The 19,158-nt window shown below is 44.9% G+C and carries 15 protein-coding genes; 7 read left to right on the forward strand and 8 right to left on the reverse strand.

The window, feature by feature from the left end:
- Positions 1–97 precede the first annotated feature (97 nt).
- Entirely contained in the window at positions 98–1,486 is a 1,389-nt protein-coding gene (locus tag VOA_RS08895; protein WP_001081265.1) for an SLC13 family permease, read from the forward strand.
- A gap of 114 nt (positions 1,487–1,600) precedes the next feature.
- Here VOA_RS08895 and VOA_RS08890 read toward each other — a convergent pair whose 3' ends face one another.
- On the reverse strand, positions 1,601–2,236 hold the full coding sequence (locus tag VOA_RS08890; RefSeq protein ID WP_000803880.1) for a DUF2057 family protein: 636 nt from the start codon (positions 2,234–2,236) through the stop codon (positions 1,601–1,603).
- A gap of 426 nt (positions 2,237–2,662) precedes the next feature.
- Here VOA_RS08890 and VOA_RS08885 point away from each other — a divergent pair, with 426 nt between their 5' ends.
- The 4 genes from VOA_RS08885 to VOA_RS08870 all read left to right on the forward strand — a co-directional run bounded on the left by VOA_RS08885 (position 2,663) and on the right by VOA_RS08870 (position 9,260).
- Positions 2,663–5,206 (forward strand): glycosyl hydrolase family 18 protein, encoded by a 2,544-nt coding sequence (locus VOA_RS08885; RefSeq protein WP_001080022.1) that lies wholly within the window; start codon positions 2,663–2,665, stop codon positions 5,204–5,206.
- Positions 5,207–5,572: 366 nt separating this feature from the next.
- Positions 5,573–6,307: an IclR family transcriptional regulator gene (locus tag VOA_RS08880; RefSeq protein WP_001006059.1), complete on the forward strand. Its 735-nt coding sequence runs from the start codon at positions 5,573–5,575 to the stop codon at positions 6,305–6,307.
- A gap of 6 nt (positions 6,308–6,313) precedes the next feature.
- Entirely contained in the window at positions 6,314–7,150 is an 837-nt protein-coding gene (locus tag VOA_RS08875; protein WP_009355939.1) for an arginase family protein, read from the forward strand.
- A 235-nt stretch (positions 7,151–7,385) separates the two neighbouring features.
- Complete coding sequence (locus VOA_RS08870) at positions 7,386–9,260, forward strand: PhoX family protein (protein WP_000265847.1); 1,875 nt, start codon at positions 7,386–7,388, stop codon at positions 9,258–9,260.
- A 58-nt stretch (positions 9,261–9,318) separates the two neighbouring features.
- Here the strand turns inward: VOA_RS08870 and VOA_RS08865 are convergent, their stop codons facing one another.
- Positions 9,319–10,149 (reverse strand): HDOD domain-containing protein, encoded by an 831-nt coding sequence (locus VOA_RS08865; RefSeq protein ID WP_000240306.1) that lies wholly within the window; start codon positions 10,147–10,149, stop codon positions 9,319–9,321.
- A 229-nt stretch (positions 10,150–10,378) separates the two neighbouring features.
- Here VOA_RS08865 and VOA_RS08860 point away from each other — a divergent pair, with 229 nt between their 5' ends.
- Entirely contained in the window at positions 10,379–11,131 is a 753-nt protein-coding gene (locus tag VOA_RS08860) for a phosphatase PAP2 family protein (RefSeq protein ID WP_000857419.1), read from the forward strand.
- A 60-nt stretch (positions 11,132–11,191) separates the two neighbouring features.
- On the opposite strand, the gene VOA_RS08855 is transcribed toward VOA_RS08860, so the two are convergent.
- The 6 genes from VOA_RS08855 to VOA_RS08830 form a co-directional block, all read right to left on the reverse strand.
- Positions 11,192–12,976: a M28 family metallopeptidase gene (locus VOA_RS08855; protein ID WP_001198094.1), complete on the reverse strand. Its 1,785-nt coding sequence runs from the start codon at positions 12,974–12,976 to the stop codon at positions 11,192–11,194.
- 250 nt (positions 12,977–13,226) lie between these two features.
- Complete coding sequence (gene sstT, locus VOA_RS08850; protein ID WP_001180727.1) at positions 13,227–14,468, reverse strand: serine/threonine transporter SstT; 1,242 nt, start codon at positions 14,466–14,468, stop codon at positions 13,227–13,229.
- Positions 14,469–14,790: 322 nt separating this feature from the next.
- Complete coding sequence (locus VOA_RS08845) at positions 14,791–15,243, reverse strand: copper chaperone PCu(A)C (protein WP_000769855.1); 453 nt, start codon at positions 15,241–15,243, stop codon at positions 14,791–14,793.
- Between the two features lie 4 nt (positions 15,244–15,247).
- The gene (locus VOA_RS08840) at positions 15,248–15,838 is read right to left on the reverse strand and encodes an SCO family protein (protein ID WP_000042318.1); all 591 of its coding nucleotides are present in this window, start codon (positions 15,836–15,838) and stop codon (positions 15,248–15,250) included.
- Positions 15,835–16,254, reverse strand: coding sequence for a hypothetical protein (locus tag VOA_RS08835; RefSeq protein ID WP_198006582.1), 420 nt, complete (start codon positions 16,252–16,254; stop codon positions 15,835–15,837). Before VOA_RS08835 ends, VOA_RS08840 begins: the two co-directional genes overlap by 4 nt.
- Positions 16,255–16,397: 143 nt before the next feature.
- On the reverse strand, positions 16,398–17,309 hold the full coding sequence (locus tag VOA_RS08830) for a DUF368 domain-containing protein (protein ID WP_001108570.1): 912 nt from the start codon (positions 17,307–17,309) through the stop codon (positions 16,398–16,400).
- 610 nt (positions 17,310–17,919) lie between these two features.
- Between VOA_RS08830 and gltS the strand changes: the two genes are divergently transcribed.
- On the forward strand, positions 17,920–19,146 hold the full coding sequence (gene gltS / locus VOA_RS08825; protein WP_001071812.1) for a sodium/glutamate symporter: 1,227 nt from the start codon (positions 17,920–17,922) through the stop codon (positions 19,144–19,146).
- Positions 19,147–19,158 lie beyond the last annotated feature (12 nt).

Genomic DNA, 19,158 nt, shown 5'->3' on the forward strand with positions numbered 1-19,158 from the left:
TTTGATAAAGTTAACAATTTTGCAATGATAATTATCTTTTCTGTTTGAATCTGTGGGATCATGGCGCAGCCTGATGGCCCTCACAAGGAAAATAATAATGAACAGAAACGATAGTCTCCCTTTGCCCACCAATACCAGAGAATGGTTTCTCCAACGAAATAACCTGATTATTTTGGCGGATGTAGCACTCTTTCTCGCTCTCTATAACTTTCTTCCTTTCGAACACAATGTAGTGTTGGGGATCAGTATTCTTGCATTCATTGCCGTGCTTTGGTTAACCGAAGCGCTGCATGTCACCGTAACGGCGATTTTAGTCCCTGTCATGGCGGTCGGTTTTGGTATTTTTGAAACCCAAGCCGCACTAAATAACTTCGCAAACTCAATCATCTTCCTGTTTCTAGGTGGTTTTGCGCTTGCCGCTGCAATGCACCACCAAGGGTTGGATAAAGTCATTGCCGATAAAGTGCTCGCGATGGCGCAAGGTAAAATGAGCGTAGCGGTATTTATGCTATTTGGTGTGACGGCTCTGCTTTCTATGTGGATCAGCAATACGGCGACAGCCGCTATGATGCTTCCGCTGGTATTGGGTGTGCTGAGTAAAGTGGATGCTGACAAGCAACGTAGTACTTATGTGTTTGTGTTATTAGGTATTGCATACAGCGCCAGTATTGGTGGTATTGCTACTGTGGTTGGTAGCCCTCCGAATGCGATTGCTGCAGCAGAAGTGGGCTTGAGCTTTACCGAGTGGATGAAGTTTGGTTTACCAACGGCGTTGTTGATGCTGCCGATGGCGATTGGAATTCTGTATCTTCTGCTTAAACCAAACCTCAGTGGAACTTTTGCTTTAGAGCGTGAGCCTGTGGATTGGGATAAAGGCAAAGTCGTTACTCTGGGTATTTTTGGTTTAACCGTGTTTTTGTGGATTTTCAGTAGTCCGGTGAATGCTGCACTAGGTGGTTTCAAAAGTTTTGATACCTTAGTGGCACTGAGTGCCATTTTGATGCTCAGTTTTGCCCGCGTAGTGCATTGGAAAGAGATCCAAAAAACAGCGGATTGGGGCGTATTGCTCCTATTCGGAGGCGGTCTGTGTTTGAGTAATGTGCTGAAACAGACCGGAACCAGCGTATTTTTAGCCAATGCCTTAAGTGATATGGTTTCCCATATGGGGATTTTTGTGGTGATTTTGGTGGTGGCAGCATTCGTGGTGTTTTTGACCGAGTTTGCAAGTAACACGGCCAGTGCAGCGTTACTTATCCCTGTGTTTGCAACGGTTGCGGAAGCATTCGGAATGTCTCCAGTGCTATTGTCAGTATTGATTGCTGTCGCCGCATCGTGTGCCTTTATGCTGCCAGTAGCAACACCGCCAAACGCAATTGTATTTGCCTCTGGTCATATCAAACAGAGCGAGATGATGCGTGTAGGGCTGTATCTAAACATCGCTTGTATTGGTTTACTGACGGCGATTGCGATGCTCTTTTGGCAATAATTCATTAAATAGTGAATTGAATGAGTAATGAAAAACGAGGCCGTTATGGCCTCGTTTACATTTAGGTGCTGATTTACTTTTGCGAATCAGAAAATGCAGATACGAAGAAAGAGACTATTGTTTATTCACGAAAGCTTTGAAACGAGCTTTCGTTTCTTCATCCGCTTTGTTGTACCAAAAGTGCAACATCTCTTCTGCAGCCGCAGTGGCGGTCGCATTCGACATCTCTGCTTGAAGCACTGGCTGAACCGCGACAGAGGCAGTAAGGGCGGCTACCCCTCCCTTTTTATTGTATTCCGCAGTTTCAAACTCAAAATTACGGCCGATCTGTAACCCTTCTTTGACTAAGCGATCTTGACGTAGATTGACGGCTTTGCCTTGCTGATCAATCAATTGCCACTGCATGTTTTTGATTGCTTTTGTTGCTTGTGGCGCATCACGATATTTAGGCATATCAAATGTCAGCTCTTGATTAGCCGCGTTAAAAGTTGCAATTACCACATCACTTTCAATGATGATACGGTCATTGCCTTGACTGAAATATGGAGAGTAACGAAAGACGATTTGCTGCTCACCATCTTCTAATTCAAGCTTTTTCGTGGCATCAAAAAAGCCACCGGACATTTTGGGACTTCCACCATTAACGACCAGTAAATCAATCGTATCGGGGATATCCATCGTCACTTTGGCACTGGCTGAGGCAGCAAAACAAAGGGCAAGCAAACATGAGAGACGCTGCATAGGTTTCATAGATCAATCCTTTTATTTTTCATTCTGTGATGAGTGCGGCAAAGGGTGCGCTCTTCATGGTGAAAAGGCAAGGTTTTCTCATCACAGAGCAAAGCGAATTTACTGAAACTTAACAGAAAATCCGAATAGCCTTATTTCGCATAAAATAAGGTAAATATGCTTTAAACGAGCCTTGCAATAGCGTAAATCAATAATTAATGCCAATTTGTTTTGTCAAAATTCCGAATTCTTGACTCAAGATTGCTTAATTTCTGCAACGTGTCATTGGTTTCGTAAAATTAGCGATTTGTGACTCGAAAACTGATTAATTTTTTTTCGCAAATAAAAAAGTCTCTCTGATACTGCAAGCGATGCCTTCATGCGATTTATAGGTTTGTTGGCAGTCATTGATAAAAAAGAAACATCAAAGGAAGAGAGATATAACTTATGAATCGAATTACTCTGTGCGCCGCCAGTATCGCCTGTGCTCTTGCTAGCACTGCGATGGCAGCACCTTCGGCTCCTAGTGTTGACGTGTATGGGTCGAATAATCTGCAATTTTCGAAAATTGAACTCGCGATGGAAAGCACCGCGGGTTACAACCAGATGGTTAAATACCATGACCAAGCACCGATCACTCTCAAGTTCAACCAGTGGAGCGGTGTGACGGGCAACACTTATAAAATCTATTTTGATGGCGCTGAAGTAGCGACTGGCCCAATCAGCGGTAGCCAGACTACCGCCAAGTTTACTTATCCTAAGGGCGGCGTTTACCAATTGGTGATTGAAGCGTGTGATGCAACAGGCTGTACTAAGAGTGCAGCAACTGAAATCACGATTGCAGATACTGATGGCTCACATCTCAAGCCATTAACCATGAATATTGACCCGAACAATAAGTCATACAACACACCACAAAATACGGTGGTGGGGACTTACTTTGTTGAGTGGGGAATTTATGATCGTAAATATACGGTTGATAATATCCCAGGAAAAAACCTAACTCATATTCTTTATGGTTTCATTCCAATTTGTGGTCCTAACGAATCTCTGAAATCAGTGGGTGGTAATAGCTTTAATGCATTGCAAACCGCTTGTCAGGGGGTTCCTGATTTTGAAGTGGTCATCCATGATCCTTGGGCGGCGTATCAAAAGAGCTTTCCACAAGCGGGGCACCAGTACAGCTCACCGATCAAGGGCAACTATGCCATGCTGATGGCACTGAAAAAAACGTACCCAGATCTGAAAATCATTCCCTCAATTGGTGGCTGGACACTTTCAGATCCTTTCTTCAGCTTTACCGACAAAGCGAAGCGTGACGTATTTGTCGCTTCTGTGAAACGTTTCCTGAAAACGTGGAAATTCTACGATGGTGTAGATATTGATTGGGAATTCCCTGGCGGTGGTGGTCAAGCGGCTAACTTGGGTGATCCTGTGAAAGATGGCCCTGCCTATGTTGCATTAATGGCTGAGTTGCGCGCTATGCTCGATGAGCTTGAAGCGGAAACGGGTCGTAAGTATGAACTGACTTCGGCTATCGGTGTTGGTCACGACAAGATTGAAGATGTGAACTATGGCCAAGCGGTTCAATACATGGATTACATCTTCGCGATGACTTATGACTTCTACGGCGGTTGGAACAACGTATTAGGACATCAAACTGCGCTGTACTGCGGCTCATTCATGCGCCCTGGCCAATGTGATGGCAAAGGCGTTGATGAAAACGGCGAACCGTACAAAGGCCCTGCTTACACGACCGATAACGGTATCCAGCTGCTGCTGGCTCAAGGTGTTCCGCCAAGCAAACTCGTGGTGGGTGCAGCTATGTATGGCCGTGGTTGGGAGGGCGTAACCCCTTCTTCATTGAAAGATCCTAACGATCCGATGACGGGTGTTGGTAATGGCAAGCTGAAAGGCACCAGTACACAAGGTGTTTGGGAAGCAGGCGTTATTGATTACAAAGGGATCAAAACTTACATGCTTGGCGCCAATAAAACGGGCGTGAATGGCTTTGAATACGGCTACGATGAGCAAGCAGAAGCGCCTTGGGTATGGAACCGTACTACTGGTCAGCTAGTCACTTTTGATGATGATCGTTCGATCAAAGCGAAAGGTGCTTATGTACGTAATTTAGGCTTGGCTGGTCTGTTCTCATGGGAAATTGATGCAGACAACGGCGATATCCTCAATGCGATGCATGAAGGTTTAGCGGGTGGAACTCCTCCCCCTCCTGCAAACAAAGCTCCAGTGGCGAATGCTGGTGCGGATATGGCGGTAACTGGCCCAGTTGCGGTGTCTTTAGATGGCAGTGCTTCAAAAGACAGTGATGGTACTATCACTAGCTACTTGTGGGAACAAACGGCTGGAACCGCCGTTACCTTAGCAGGAGCGAATACGGCAAAAGCTAGCTTTAATGCTGTTGAGGTAGCAACCAAGCAAACCTTTACGTTTAAACTGACAGTGACAGATAACAAAGGGGCCACAGCAACCGATACTGTGGTGGTGACGGTCAATCCAAAATCAACCACGCCGACTAACACTGCGCCTGTTGCTGCGGTTTCTGCACCAACGTCAGTGAAAGCGGGTCAAACCGTAGTGGTTGATGCCTCTGCGTCTAGTGATGCAGACCAAGACGTACTGAGTTTTACGTGGGATCTGCCTGTTGGTTTAGCGGCAACGGCTCAAGGGGCAAAAGTGACCTTTGTTGCTCCTGAATACACGCAAGATACCACGTTGAACTTCACCGTGACGGTGAGCGATGGTAAAGCAACCAGCAAAGCATCAGTATCAGTATTGGTTGAGAAAAAGGTCGATGGTACTACCTGTACTAACTTGTGGAGTGCAGAAGCAATCTACAATGGTGGCCAACAAGTGACTTGGGCTGGCAAAGTGTGGGAAGCCAAATGGTGGACACGCGGCGAAGATCCAAGCAAAACAGGTGAATGGGGCGTTTGGAAAGATCTCGGCGCAGCAAACTGTACTACCAACTGATCGGCTTCCTTTGAGCTTGCCTCAGTGAAATAACGTTTCTCAAATAATAAGAGAGGCTCTGAATTTACAGAGCCTCTTTCTTTCGTGTTCTGGCTGTCGCCTATCACGTATTTATCCAATCATCCCTCAATAAACCAACAACCTCTATTACAAGCTGACAGAGCGAATTCAGCTTTAGTGAACTTTGGTTTGGAAAGCCTAATGGCCCTTTCATGTGGGCTGAACAGATGTACTTTTATTGGTTAATTTATTCAATTTTCCATTCATTCTCACTTATTGGGAATGCAATTCTTTAATTCCTCTCTATTTCTCGATATACAAGAATCAAGATTTGAGGTGCCCATCATTAAAGGCTAAAAAGCACACATGAACGAAACAAAGATTTCAGCAAACCAAGTTAATGAAAAATCACTGCAATTGCTGATGCAAGTGGCAGTAAACCCAGAGCCTGTATCTGCGAAAGGATTAAGTGAACAACTGCAAGTTCCTCTGAGTAGTCTTTACCGACATTTGAAACTACTCAAAGAGTGGAACTTGATAGAAGAAAGTCCATACGACAAAACCTTGATCATCGGTCCAGCAGCCTTGCTGTTGATGAGAAGCTACGAAACAAGCCCACACAACCTTGATGCAGTGGAAGCGGTATTGAGCCGTTTACAAAAACAGACTGGGGAAATGGCCGCCTATATGGTACCTGTTGGTTACCGAGCTTTATGCGTTAGCCAAAAAGAAAGTATGCAGGCGCTTCGATGCAGCTTCGTCCAGGGTCAAAGTCAACCCCTGCTTCGAGGTGCCTCATCTAAAGTGATGTTGGCGTATATGCCTGCCGCACGTTGCGAGAAGATCTTACGTTATTTTGGTGAGGATCCGACGCTAGACAAATGGCAGAGTGAGTTTGAAAAAATACGTCGTCATGGCTATGCCGTGAGTACCTCTGAAATTGATCCCGGAGTTTCCGGGATCAGTGCTCCGGTGATGAAAGGGAGTAAGTTGATTGGTGCAATCTCGGTGATGGCTCCTGCTCATCGTGTCGAGAGCAACAAACAACGAATAATTTTACACGTACTGCAAGCCGCACGGGCGTTGCCACCAGAAAGGTAAATGATCATGCTTAGCTTATTCAAACGCTACCGTTTACATCGTACATCCAGTCATCCAACGTCAACGTTTGGCTTTATGACCGTGTGTCAGCGCGTAAAGCCGATGTCGTTGGTAGAGTTTGAGTTTGCTCAGCAGAGTTTGGATGTGGCGTCTGACTGGTTGTATCAGCAGCAATCGGGTTGGAAAACCGTAGATGCCAATCACTACCTTCTTGAAGGGCAACATCACACCGCCTTTCAACAAGCACTGAATCAGTCCACGACAATGGGAGTGCTCCCTGTTGCTTTTAGCAACTGCCATGAGGTGTTGTTGCACAGTTTGCCTGTACTTGCACAAGACAATCCGAGTTTTGGCATTGTGCATATCGGACATGGTTTTGAGCTGAAATCGAGCCTAGACCTGCAAGTAGGCAGTGCTTTTCATTTTGCATTATCGCGCTTTTCACAAGCGAAACTGTTTTGCATTGGCATTGATGCTGAACATATTAATACTCAAACTTTGGAGTACGCCGAAGATTTAGGTTGTGACTGGGTTAGCCATGAAGAGTGTGGTTTTCTCAATCGCGCTCAACTTAAAACCCAACTCAGTGGATACATTGAACATTGTGAACAACTGGTGCTGAATATTGACCTTGCTTCTTTAGTGCCAAGCAATGGACTGGAGGCACATAAAGTGCTTGATAATCAAGTCGTATTGCGTGTCCTTCGTCAAATCGTGCTTTCGGGTAAGCTGCGTTACATTCAGTTAGTCGGTGCAAAAGATAAGCTGATTTACTCCAAACAGACTAAAGAAATTGTCGATGAACTGATGAGTTTGGCTCCGCACTTAGTACATGCCGCATAAGCCTAACTCATGACATTCTCTTCCTGAAGCCATGGCAATTGCTATGGCTTTTTTGACTACACTTATTTTTCAATTTGCTTTGTATAAGCAATACGTTAAGCCTTTGGTTTATTTCGCCAATTGTCATCGATTAGCAACATAAATTTCACCGATAAGTCATCTTGCTCCGCTACGCTTGCGCAACATTTACTTAACCTGATTCTCAGGATAAAACCATAAAGTCAAGGAGCCCCCAATGTGGAAGCGTGATGAGCAAGATTCCCAATTTAGTGAAATGATTGAAGCACAACTCTCAAGACGTCATTTTTTAGCGGGTAGTGCTGCAATGAGTACAGGAGCTTTTTTAGCTCTAAATCCCGTAGCGAGTGCGGTAGCCGCACCAGCTCAATCCACCCTGCTCAACTTCACTCCGATCCCTTTATCAACCGAAGATGCGGTAATGGTTCCGAAAGGTTATAAAGCAACGCCACTTATGTCTTGGGGGGATCCAATTTTTGCCAAGGCTCCGGAATTTGACCAAAGCGGCAAGCAAGATTCTAAAGCACAAGAGTTGCAATTTGGCGATAACACAGACGGGATGAGTTTCTTCTCGATCAGTGAGGATCGTGGTGTGTTAGCCATCAATAATGAATACACCAACTACGAATATCTGTTTGATCATCAAGGCAAAGCAATGACGGCTGATGATGTGCGTAAAGCGCAAGCGGCAGTGGGTGTCACTGTGGTTGAAGTGGTTCGTAAGAATGGTCAATGGATGGTGGATCGCCAAGGTGAGCGTAACCGTCGAATTACTGCTTACACTCCTATGATGATGACTGGGCCTGCAGCAGGACACGATCTGTTGAAAACAGCTGATGACCCGAGCGGCTTAAAAGTACTTGGGACGTTTAATAATTGCGCGAATGGCCAAACCCCTTGGGGAACGTATCTGACCTGTGAAGAAAATTTTGATGATTTCTTTGGTGCGGATCAGGAAGGCAGTGTAAACGCTGATCAAAAGCGTTACGGTATTGCCGCGGCTCCTAGTGATTATCAATGGCATAAACACGATTCACGTTTTGATGTGACAAAGAATCCGAATGAGCCAAACCGTTTTGGTTGGGTGGTAGAAATTGATCCACATAACCCAAATTCAACGCCACTGAAACGTACCGCTCTTGGGCGTTTTAAACATGAAAATGCGGCATTAGTGGTTAACAGCGATGGCCATGTAGTGGTTTACCTCGGAGATGATGAACGCGGCGAGCACTTATATAAGTTCGTTTCAAAAAATCGTTACCGAGAGGGTGATGATGAACAGAACCGCAAGTTGCTTGAAGAGGGCACTCTTTATGTTGCGAAGTTCGATATCAAGGATAAGGAACTGAAAGGCAGCGGGCGTTGGATTGAATTAAGTTTTGGTAAAAACGGTCTGACTCCAGAAAATGGTTTTAAAGATCAGGCAGAAGTGCTGATTTTTGCGCGCCGTGCCGCTACTCTGGTTGGGGCAACAACGATGGATCGCCCAGAGTGGGTGGCGGTACATCCTGATAAAAAGCATGTTTTTTGCACTCTGACTAACAATAAAAACCGTGGTAAAGAAGGTCAACCGGTGGGGGGACCTAACCCTCGTGAAAAGAATAATTATGGCCAAATTGTACGTTGGATGCCTGCGCAGGGGGATCATACCAATGCTGTATTTGCTTGGGATCTCTATTTGATTGCAGGTAATCCGACTGTACATAAAGGCACGTTGTATGCGGGAAGTGAGAATATCTCGGCAGACAATATGTTCAACAGTCCAGATGGTTTAGGTTTTGATGATGCTGGTCGCTTGTGGATCCTGACCGATGGTAATTATTCCAACCAAGGTGACTTTGCTGGTCAAGGTAATAATCAGATGCTGTGTGGCGATCCGATCACCGGAGAGGTAAAACGTTTTTTGACTGGGCCAATTGCGTGTGAAATTACAGGCTTAACTTTTAGCCCTGATCATAAAACTATGTTTGTTGGGGTTCAACATCCTGGTGAAGAGGGCGCTCCTTCTCATTTCCCTTATGGCGGAAACAGCAAACCTCGCTCCACAGTGATGATGATCACTCGTGAAGATGATGGAGTGATCGGCGCATAATCGAATCATTGGATCAGTATAATCCCAGGAAGAAACGCTTCTTCCTGGGATTGTTTTTTTAGGCGGCCATCATTTGTGTCGCAATTTCTTTACCATTTCCGCGGACTCCATCAATCGCGGATTGGAAAGTCGCAGAGATATTGAGTAAGCGTGAATCTGGGTGATCGGCGAGATACACGGATTTGTCTTTAGTCTGTTCAAAGCTATCCCAGTAGCGGTTGATGTCTCGGGCAAAATGAATTGCTACCGCCAATTTAGGTGAAATTTCGGCTTCGCGAGGTTCATCAAAGTGTTTAATCGCATCAATCATTTCCGATGGGAATTTCCATTCTTTGGCAAGCATGGCACCAATTCGCGGAGCTGAAATCCCTAAGATCTCTTCTTGAGCGGTGATCGGATCGACTCCTTGGGCAATTTTCTGTTCAATCAATTTTGCTTCACTTGGCATTAACGTGTGAATCATCAGTTCACCAATATTGTGCAATACACCTGTAGTGAAGGTTTCCGATTTATCTAAACCGACTTGCTCAGCGATTTTGCTCGCAATGAGTGCGGTTTCAAAAGTATTAATCCAGTATTCATTCAAATTGAGGGTGTCAATTTTCGGAAAGGCGCTGGAGAGTACAGACGCAACAATCAAGGTGCGAACGGATTCAATACCGACACGGATGATGGCATCATTGACGGTCGCGATATGTCCATTGCCCCCAAAATAGGCTGAATTCGCCATACGCAGTAAACGTGCGGTTAATATCTGGTCTAAGGTAATTTTTTTACTCAGTTTGTGAAAATCCACATTCGGTTGGTTTGCCATTTCCAACAATTCTTGCATAACTTTAGAAAGTCTAGGGAGTTCATTCAAACGATTAAGCAGAGCATTCTTCACCATGGTCGTTCTCCTTATCGGGTACCTAAACCAAAATATAGGCTATAGATTTTTTTTAATACAACTTAAGGATGTGAATTAAGCGCTACATCATTGTTAAATAAGCATTAATTTATTTTCGATGCTTATGATGGGAAACGGCGCATTTTTTGCCGGCAAATTGACATGATATTGGCATTTCTTTAGATCGTTTTTTTACAATGTTGCTCCTGTGTTGGGTTGGAGTATGGTTATGAAAACGCGCATTAAGAGCTGTAAGCGTGCCTTGGTATTACTGCTGACGTTTACCCTTCTGTTGGTTCCACTCGCTGTAGTGTCCTTACAACTGGATTTTTTCAAACCTGTCAATGAGTCAGTGGGGAAAACCATGATGTATCTGACGCAATCTGCGGGTAAAGAAGGTTTCCTATTTTCTTTGTTCTTTTTGTCGCTCTGGGTTGGATGGCGCTGCCAAATACCACGCCAACAATGGTTGAATAAAGCTATTCAATTAGTTCTTTTACTAGGGTTAGCCATGGTGATGAAGACGGGATTGAAAGCCGTGACTCAAGAGCCAAGACCTTACACTGAATTGATGGCTCAATCTCTGTTATTACCCAATGGCGAGCATTTTTATAAGCTCTCTGAACCCAAACAAGAAGCTTTATTAGTGGCGATGGAATCGAAAGTCAGCCCATGGAGAATCGTACATTGGCAGGGTGAAACGGATTACTCTTTCCCTTCTGGGCACACGGTATTCGCTGTGCTCTGTTTGCTCTACTTCGGTAGCTTGCTTATTGAGAAGAAATGCTACTTGAGTCTTGGGGCGCTTCTCATTTGGGCGCTGAGTGTGGCTTACAGCCGATTGTGGCTTGGTATGCATCATCCGGTAGATCTTTTCGGTGCAGGACTGTTGGTGGGGGGACTGTATTTATTGGTTCCGCAGCAGTATCCATTGCAACACCCTCGTTTCCAACCGTGGTTACGGCGTATGCATCTGGTATAAAAAATGGGCATTACGCCCATTTTTTTATTGTGGTTGACCGAGCTGATGACCGCAGTAAAACTAGAATTTTTCTTGGTCAAAATCCCCATGGAAGTGGCCGTGATCCGATTCACTGTACGCCGCTTTCAGTATCGTACCAATACGGTGTTTCTCAACAGGTTGGAGTCGAAGGCTATGCTTGGCCATTGTTTTCGGCTGAGTATTCACGTCTGCTGGGAATAAGGTCTTGCTCATGGCATAGTAAGTGGTGACATAGGCCAAAGCTTGAGTATTGATGTATAGCGCTTTTTGGCTGATGTTGTTGAGGTCATCACAAGCTTGGTGGTAGCAATGGTCATAAGCGACATCAATCTCACCGCCAAATTGTGCGACTTCTTGAGCCGTTTTGGTTCTATCAGCCCCAGTGAAGAGTCCGCCAAATGCAACCCCCCAATCAGCAAAACCTGCGTAGTCGGAACGTTTAGAAAGTGCTTGTGGCACCGTTCCTTCGCCTTTGTCAGAGAAAAACTCATTGAAACGAAGTTCGATATCTGAGGTTCCAAATGGCGGTGTGAAATCACCGGTGTAGGCGTTATCCGAGTTGCTTTTGGTATCCGACAGGTCGCCATCCATCACTCCAAAAATGTAGTTGGGTGAGCCAATCATATCGAAGTTAAGGTAAAGTTTGATTTTGTTGAGTTGAGTATAACGGGCCTCAACAAGATTTTTCTGTTCTTCTGTCAGCTGTGCAGGATCACTAATGCCTAGCTCATCCATAATTTGCTGTTGAGCTTGTTGGTAGAGAGGCTCGAAAAGCTCTTTTGTATAGTAATTTGAACCGACTAACCCTGCTTCTTCCGCTGCCCACCAAGCAAAACGAACCTTGTTCTTCAATGGTACTTTAAGTTTGGCTAGCTTTTCTGCGTATTCCAACAAGCCTGCCGTACCGGAACCGTTATCATTAATCCCAGGACCTTCAGGTACTGAGTCCAAGTGAGCGCCAAGCATGACAACTTGATCAGGGTTACCTTTGCGAGTCTCAGCTAACACGTTTTGAGTCACAATCATCTTGTCTTCAACGTTGAGTGTTAGAGCCACGGGAATCGCAGTCGATTGAGCGGCATCGAACCAATCTTTACCCAGTTGGAAAGGCACACCGAAGGCTGGAATGGTGGCTGTGCTGGTGTTGCTCAACGTACCATTGAATAGGCCCGTACGACCTGCACTATTTCCTTGGTTGAATACGATCACGGCTTTTGCTCCTGCTTTTTGAGCATTGACAACCTTATCGCTAAAACCACAGGCACCACGTTGGATGACGGCAATTTTTCCTTGAAGATCAATACCTGAAAAATCTCCCTCTTCACAACCGTCACTACCATCGTAGTTGGGGGAGGCAAAGTCAAAATCCGGAGTAATGAAGACTAATTCTCCAGTTAATTCTCCATTTGAGCTGCCTGCATAAGAGAGAACCGAAAATTCACCTTCACTGCCTTCTGGTGCTTGTTTCGAACTGATGAGATCGACTCCAGCGACATTCAGTTTTGTGCCGCTAAGCTCAGCCCAAGAGCGAAAATCAAATTCTTGAGTGGTGACTTCGTAGCCTAATTCTTTCATCGTCTCGATAATGTAATCGACCGACTCTTGATAACCGGCAGAGCCGGCTGCACGAGTGATGGAGGCCGCATCCTGGGTTGGTGAAGCAATTCCTTCCAGAGTTTGCAGATGGTCCACCACATCGCTGCGACTGATGGATTGGCTGACTTTATTGGCAACCCATTGAGGGTCATCCCAATAACATCCGCTCAGTAAGACAGTGCTGATTGAGGTGGCGAGAAAGGTTTTCGTTATTGTGCGTACTTGCATTGTAGACTCCTTGCGTCGTTTGACGGAGTCATTGTTCAATAGTTCTTGTGTTAATTAAATGTTAATTTTGCAATTGTTTTATATCATGAAGTAAGGTCAAATTATCAAATGCAAAAATGAACATGGTTGCATATTTGAGAAATTGAAATCACAAGCATTATAGTTTTAACTTATTGTTGCTATTGGTTTTTTTAATAAAAAAGACGCTCTAAAGAGCGTCTTGGACATGCTGAGAATAAAGCAAGAAGATTTACGCTTGCTCAAGCTTTTCAGATTGCAGTTGTTCAGCATGGGCAGATTGGCACACCGCTGCAGTGAAGATGACATCTGTTGAGCTGTTCAATGCGGTTTCTGCCGAATCTTGAATCACACCAATGATGAAACCAACAGCAACGACTTGCATTGCGACATCGTTAGAAATACCAAACAAACCACACGCAAGTGGGATCAGCAGTAGTGAGCCACCCGCCACACCGGATGCCCCACAAGCAGAAACTGCAGCGACCACACTCAGCAGTAGTGCTGTCATTAGATCCACTTCAATGCCCATAGTGTGTACAGCAGCCAAGGTGAGCACAGTGATCGTGATTGCAGCGCCCGCCATGTTGATGGTAGCGCCTAGTGGGATAGAAACCGAGTAAGTATCTTCATCCAATTTGAGTTTTTCACACAACGCCATGTTGACAGGGATGTTGGCGGCACTGGAGCGCGTGAAAAATGCGGTTACACCGCTTTCGCGTAGGCATTGAAGTACCAGAGGAAAAGGGTTGCGACGAATTTTGTAGTAAACAATCAGTGGGTTCACCACGAGAGCAATAAAGGCCATTGCGCCAAGTAAAACGGCGAGTAGTTGAGCATAACCAGCTAGAGCACCAAACCCTGTCGTTGCGAAAGTTGACGCTACTAAACCAAAAATACCTAGTGGGGCGAGGCGAATGATAAAGCGAACAATCTGTGAAATGCCGTGGCTGAGATCTTCAAAAACCGCTTTTGTGGTGGCAGATGCATGGTGCAGCGCTAAACCTAAACCTACACCCCAAGCCAAAATACCAATGTAGTTAGCATTCATCAGCGCATTGATTGGGTTATCCACCAGTTTAAACAACAGAGTATTAAGCACTTCGGCAATACCTTGTGGTGGTGTTGCGCCTTCTGCACCGCTGGCTAAGACCAAGGTCGTTGGGAAAAGAAAGCTCAGGACAACGGCGGTCAGTGCTGCTGAAAAGGTGCCAAATAGGTATAGCACAACGATCGGACGCATGTAAGTGTGTTTATTTTTCTTCTGATTAGCGATGGAAGACGCTACCAAAATAAACACGAGGACAGGCGCAACGGCTTTCAGTGCACCAACGAATAAATTACCAAGTAATCCCACTTTTTGGGCGTAATCTGGTGAAAAAGTAGCTAGAGCAGCACCTAATAGGATGCCAGCTAAAATTTGTAATACCAGATTTCCACGCGCAAAACTGGCTATAAATGAGTTGTTTTGCATAATTATCCCTGCGAATCATAAAAGATTTGAATTATTGTAGCTTCAGTCATTAATCCTGAAGGTCTCCAATATTAACCGCACAAGATAATGTGTCTACCGATAATTGATAATAGGCGTGATAAGTTGTCGATTTTGAGATGAAGTGATGAATTTGTTGCCGAATGTTGAGAAAAACCATCTCAAACACAATGTTTGGAACAATAAACGAACGTTTTGTTGAGAATCGTTCCATAACGGATAGTAAAACAGGGTGAATGAATCACCCTGTTGAGTCTCTTTTCCAAGCATAGCGTCAGACAGGCTAAACCTAGACTGGTGAGGATTAATGTGATCCGTGCTGAGCCATGCCGGACATCACTTTTTTCACCGGTGCGGTGACGGTTTGTTTCTCACCATTTTTGAAAGTGAATTCCACCTCAATGCTTTCGCCTTCTTGTAGTGGTTTTTTCAGTTCCAGTAACATGATGTGGAAGCTGCCAGGTTGCAAAACTAAGGTGCCTTTGGCAGGAACAACCAATTCTTCCACTTGGCGCATTTTCATCACATCACCTTCTTTAATGACATCATGCAGTTCCACTTTTCCAGCGACATCCGTACTTGCTGAAACAATATAGCGATCCAAATCGCTGCGGTTCATCACTTCAGCAAACAAAGCACTATTAACCGCTGCAGGTGGGGTAGCGCGAGCATAAGGCGCATGGATCATGATGTCCGATTTTGCAAACGCGGAGCTGCTGAGTAGTAGGCTAGAAAGAAGTAAAGTTTTTAGTTTCATCAAATTATCCTTTTGAATTTACGATTTTTTGTATGGCTTCCACGATTGGTGCTGGGTCTTGGGTATGCGGCACTTTATCGATCAATGTGCCATCTGGTTGTAAAAAATAGAAATAAGAGCTGTGATCCAAGGTGTATTTTAACTCTGAATTGGGGAGTTCGGTTTTTCGAAAAATCACACCATATTTTTTAGCAAGCTGTTGCGTGGTTTCTAAGGTACCAGAAGCCCCTTCGATCATTGGATGGAAATAGTGGGCATATTGTGCGGCAAGCTTGGCATCATCTCTCTCTGGATCGAGAGAAATAAACATTGGGCGAAGTTGTGATTTAGCTTTGTCATCCACCTGATTTAAGGCTGCTGAGAGCATAGCTAAAGAGGTTGGACAAACATCGGGGCAGCGCGTAAAACCAAAATAGACAATTCGAATTCGTGGATCGGTTTGGTCGAACAGTTGAACGGGTTGCTGGTTTTGTCCAAATAATGCCAGCGATGTAGGTGTTGTATTCGTCAGTTTTTGTTGGCTATCAAGGTAAGCTTTCACACCAAAACCGAGTGTGAAAGCCACGACTAAAATTAGAGACCAGTTTTTACTCATCTTTCCATCCTAATTGCAGGGTATACGGCTTGTGTACCATCACTGAGCTCACCTACCCAAGTCATCGCGTCTGAAGTACACACAGGTAAAATGATGTCAGCAGTGTAGACACCTTCACCGGAAGGGGATAACGAAAATTTCGCGCTGCCCATGTTCATCTCAAGACCTTCTAACGTCAGGATAAGATGCGGTGCATTGGTATTGGGCCAGTGTACGGTGAGCCGATTGGCTATTAAGGGATGGGCTTTATCTTGCGCTAGGGTCATGGTGATCCCCGCTTGTTCACAACCGCTCTTAGATAAAACACAGTAGTTGCTAAGATCGCGTTTCGGCTGTTGTAGCCAAGTGAGCAAATCATTGGCGAAGAAACCTGCGCTGAGCGCCAGTATGATGGCAATCCCTTTTAGAGTATTCATCATGTCATTATTCCATGGAGCTGTGAGAGGTGGGATGTTAGCATGTTCACCAATGATTCGGAGCGTGAATGCGAAGGAAATGTGCTGGAGATCTTAGAAAAATCAAGGCGATACGCATCGCCTTGACCACTTTTGCGAAAGAGTTATTTTTCTGCGTACTTCTCTAAACCTAGTACAAGAGCGAAGGCCGCGAGCATGAGTACAATCGCTAAAATCCACTGTGAAGGTTGCGAAGTGAGGGCTTCAAATTCAAAGGGAGAAAGGTTGCGTTGCAGCAGAGGAACTTGTTCGCCACTAGAGTTGACACGCCAAGAAAGCGTCTCTTTCCAAGGCCAGATTTTCGGTAAAGTACCGAGCATGAGTCCGGTTAGGAAGGTTAAAGTGATGTCTCGGTAGCGTCTTAAAAGCCATGACAACACATGTGAGAAGCTCAGCAGCCCTACGATACATCCCGTTAAGAAAAGCAGCAGAATATCAACCTGGAAGGTTTTGACTGCGCCTAATACCGGTGCATACATCCCAATCAACAGCAAAATAAAACTGCCCGAAATACCAGGCAGGATCATCGCACAGATCGCAATGGCACCTGAGAGCAGAATATTGAGGTAAGTGGGTTCAAGGTGTAATGGTTTAAGCACGGTAATGCCGTAAGCCAAGATGGCTCCGGCGATAAGCCACAGCAGACGATAGACGGTTTTCTGCTCGATTTGGCGCAGCATGTGCCATACAGAAACCATAATAAGACCAAAGAAAAATGACCAAATAGGGATAGGGTGAGTGACCAACAGCCATGAGATGAGCTTGGCTAGGGTGGCAATGCTGGTGAAAATCCCACCAAATAGCGTGATCAAAAACAGACCATTAATATGGCGAAATACCCCAGCGAAGCCTTGCTCCTTCCATACAGAGAGTAAGCTTGGGTTAATGCGGCGAATGCTTTCAAGCAGAGTATCGTAAATGCCCGTGATAAAGGCGATAGTACCGCCTGATACACCAGGGACGACATCGGCGGCGCCCATCGCTAGCCCTTTTAAGTAGGTGCTTAAGTAGTTCATTGTTTTTCCTGCCAATTGATTAAGGCTGCCATTATACCTGTTCTATTTTAACTTGCAGCCTAGCGCTGCGTAACGTGCTTACACTGTTCTGAATCGATACTTTTGTATGATATTCATGCTCGTTAGCCAATATGCTCAACAATAAGGTTCATATTCATATTGCGGCTTGTTGCAAATTGCAAATTGCAAATTGCAACATTAAGGGAGTTAATCGAGGTTTTTATGGCAAAGCATCACAAAAATCAGGGCTTAATAAGTTGGCACGTATCGTGCATTAGTTTACATGACCCTTGTTAAGCCGAGGGTCACCTAGCCAACTGACGTTGTTAGTGAATGTTATTGTTCACACCATATATAAGCCAATCGCGATTCTTGCGATTGGCTATTTTTTTGTCTTTTAGGTATGATCCACCACCATTTCCACTCATTTTTTGCTGATTATTAGCATTAAATGGTAAACGGTTCGTTTAATTTCATTGCTTTACGTGGCCATTTGGCCGTTTATTAGAGGATAACTATCGCACTGGAGTGATGTTTGTTTTGGCGTCGCCAAGATTGGTTGAGGCGCCCGCTTATCAAGGAGAGATGAGCCTGAAAAATAAGAGGTACTATGAATCAAATCATTTCTATTGGAGCATTAGAGTCTTTCCTGATTGCTATCAGTGTCCTTTTTCTAGGTCACTTTATTAATGCCAAACTTCCCATTTTGACTAAATTCAACATACCGGAACCGATTGTCGGTGGATTAGTGGTTGCCTGTGTGATCACGGGATTGCATTTTCAAGGTATTGATATGGAATTCTCTCTGCCGTTACAAAACGTCTTTATGTTGATGTTTTTTAGCACGGTAGGGTTAGCGGCGAACTATACCCAACTGATGAAAGGTGGTGCAAAAGTGTTCCTGTTCTTGGCAGTAGCATCGGTATTCATCATCATTCAAAACGGCGTTGGGGTTTCTCTGGCGGCTAGTCTGGGGCTAGATCCTCTGTTGGGTTTGATTGCCGGCTCAATCACGTTATCGGGTGGTCATGGTACGGGAGCCGCGTGGGCAAATACTTTTGCAGAGAATTATGGTTTAACCAATACGTTAGAGATCGCTATGGCTTCAGCAACGTTCGGTTTGATCATCGGCGGCATCATTGGCAGCCCCGTAGCACAGAAATTAATTGATAAACACAGTATTGAGTCTGAATACGGACGTGGTACGCAAACGCATTCTCGCTTCCCTGAGCTGGTTACGTATAACGAATATGAAGAAGATAAAGTCACTGCGAAGAAGGTGATTGAAATTCTATTTATCTTGCTCATATGCGTTACGGGGGCGAAGTACCTTGAAGCTTGGGTTAAAACCTTCGAAATCCGCTGGCTGATGATCCCAGATTTTGTATATGCCTTGTTTATTGGGGTATTCATTACCAACCTGTTGGAAGTTACGAAGCTGCGTAAGGTTGATGCTGAGACGGTCGATATCTTAGGGACGGTTTCGTTGTCACTGTTTCTCGCCATGGCTCTGATGAGCCTGAAATTGTGGAACATTTTTGACTTGGCATTACCATTTCTGGTGATCCTTGCGATTCAATCCGTTGTATTGGGTATTTTTTGTTACTTTGTGACGTTTAAAGTCATGGGGGCCAATTATGATGCAGCGGTAATTTCTGCGGGGCATTGTGGTTTTGGCTTAGGGGCCACACCAACGGCAGTGATGAATATGGGATCGGTCGTAAAACGCTTTGGCCCTTCACCACAAGCCTTTATGGTGGTGCCAATTGTCGGCGCATTTTTTATCGACATAGTGAACTTAATCATCTTGCAGGGTTACATCTCATTTCTAGGATGAGTGGGTTCATCA

Source organism: Vibrio sp. RC586 (assembly GCF_000176715.1).
Classification (GTDB): Bacteria; Pseudomonadota; Gammaproteobacteria; order Enterobacterales; family Vibrionaceae; genus Vibrio.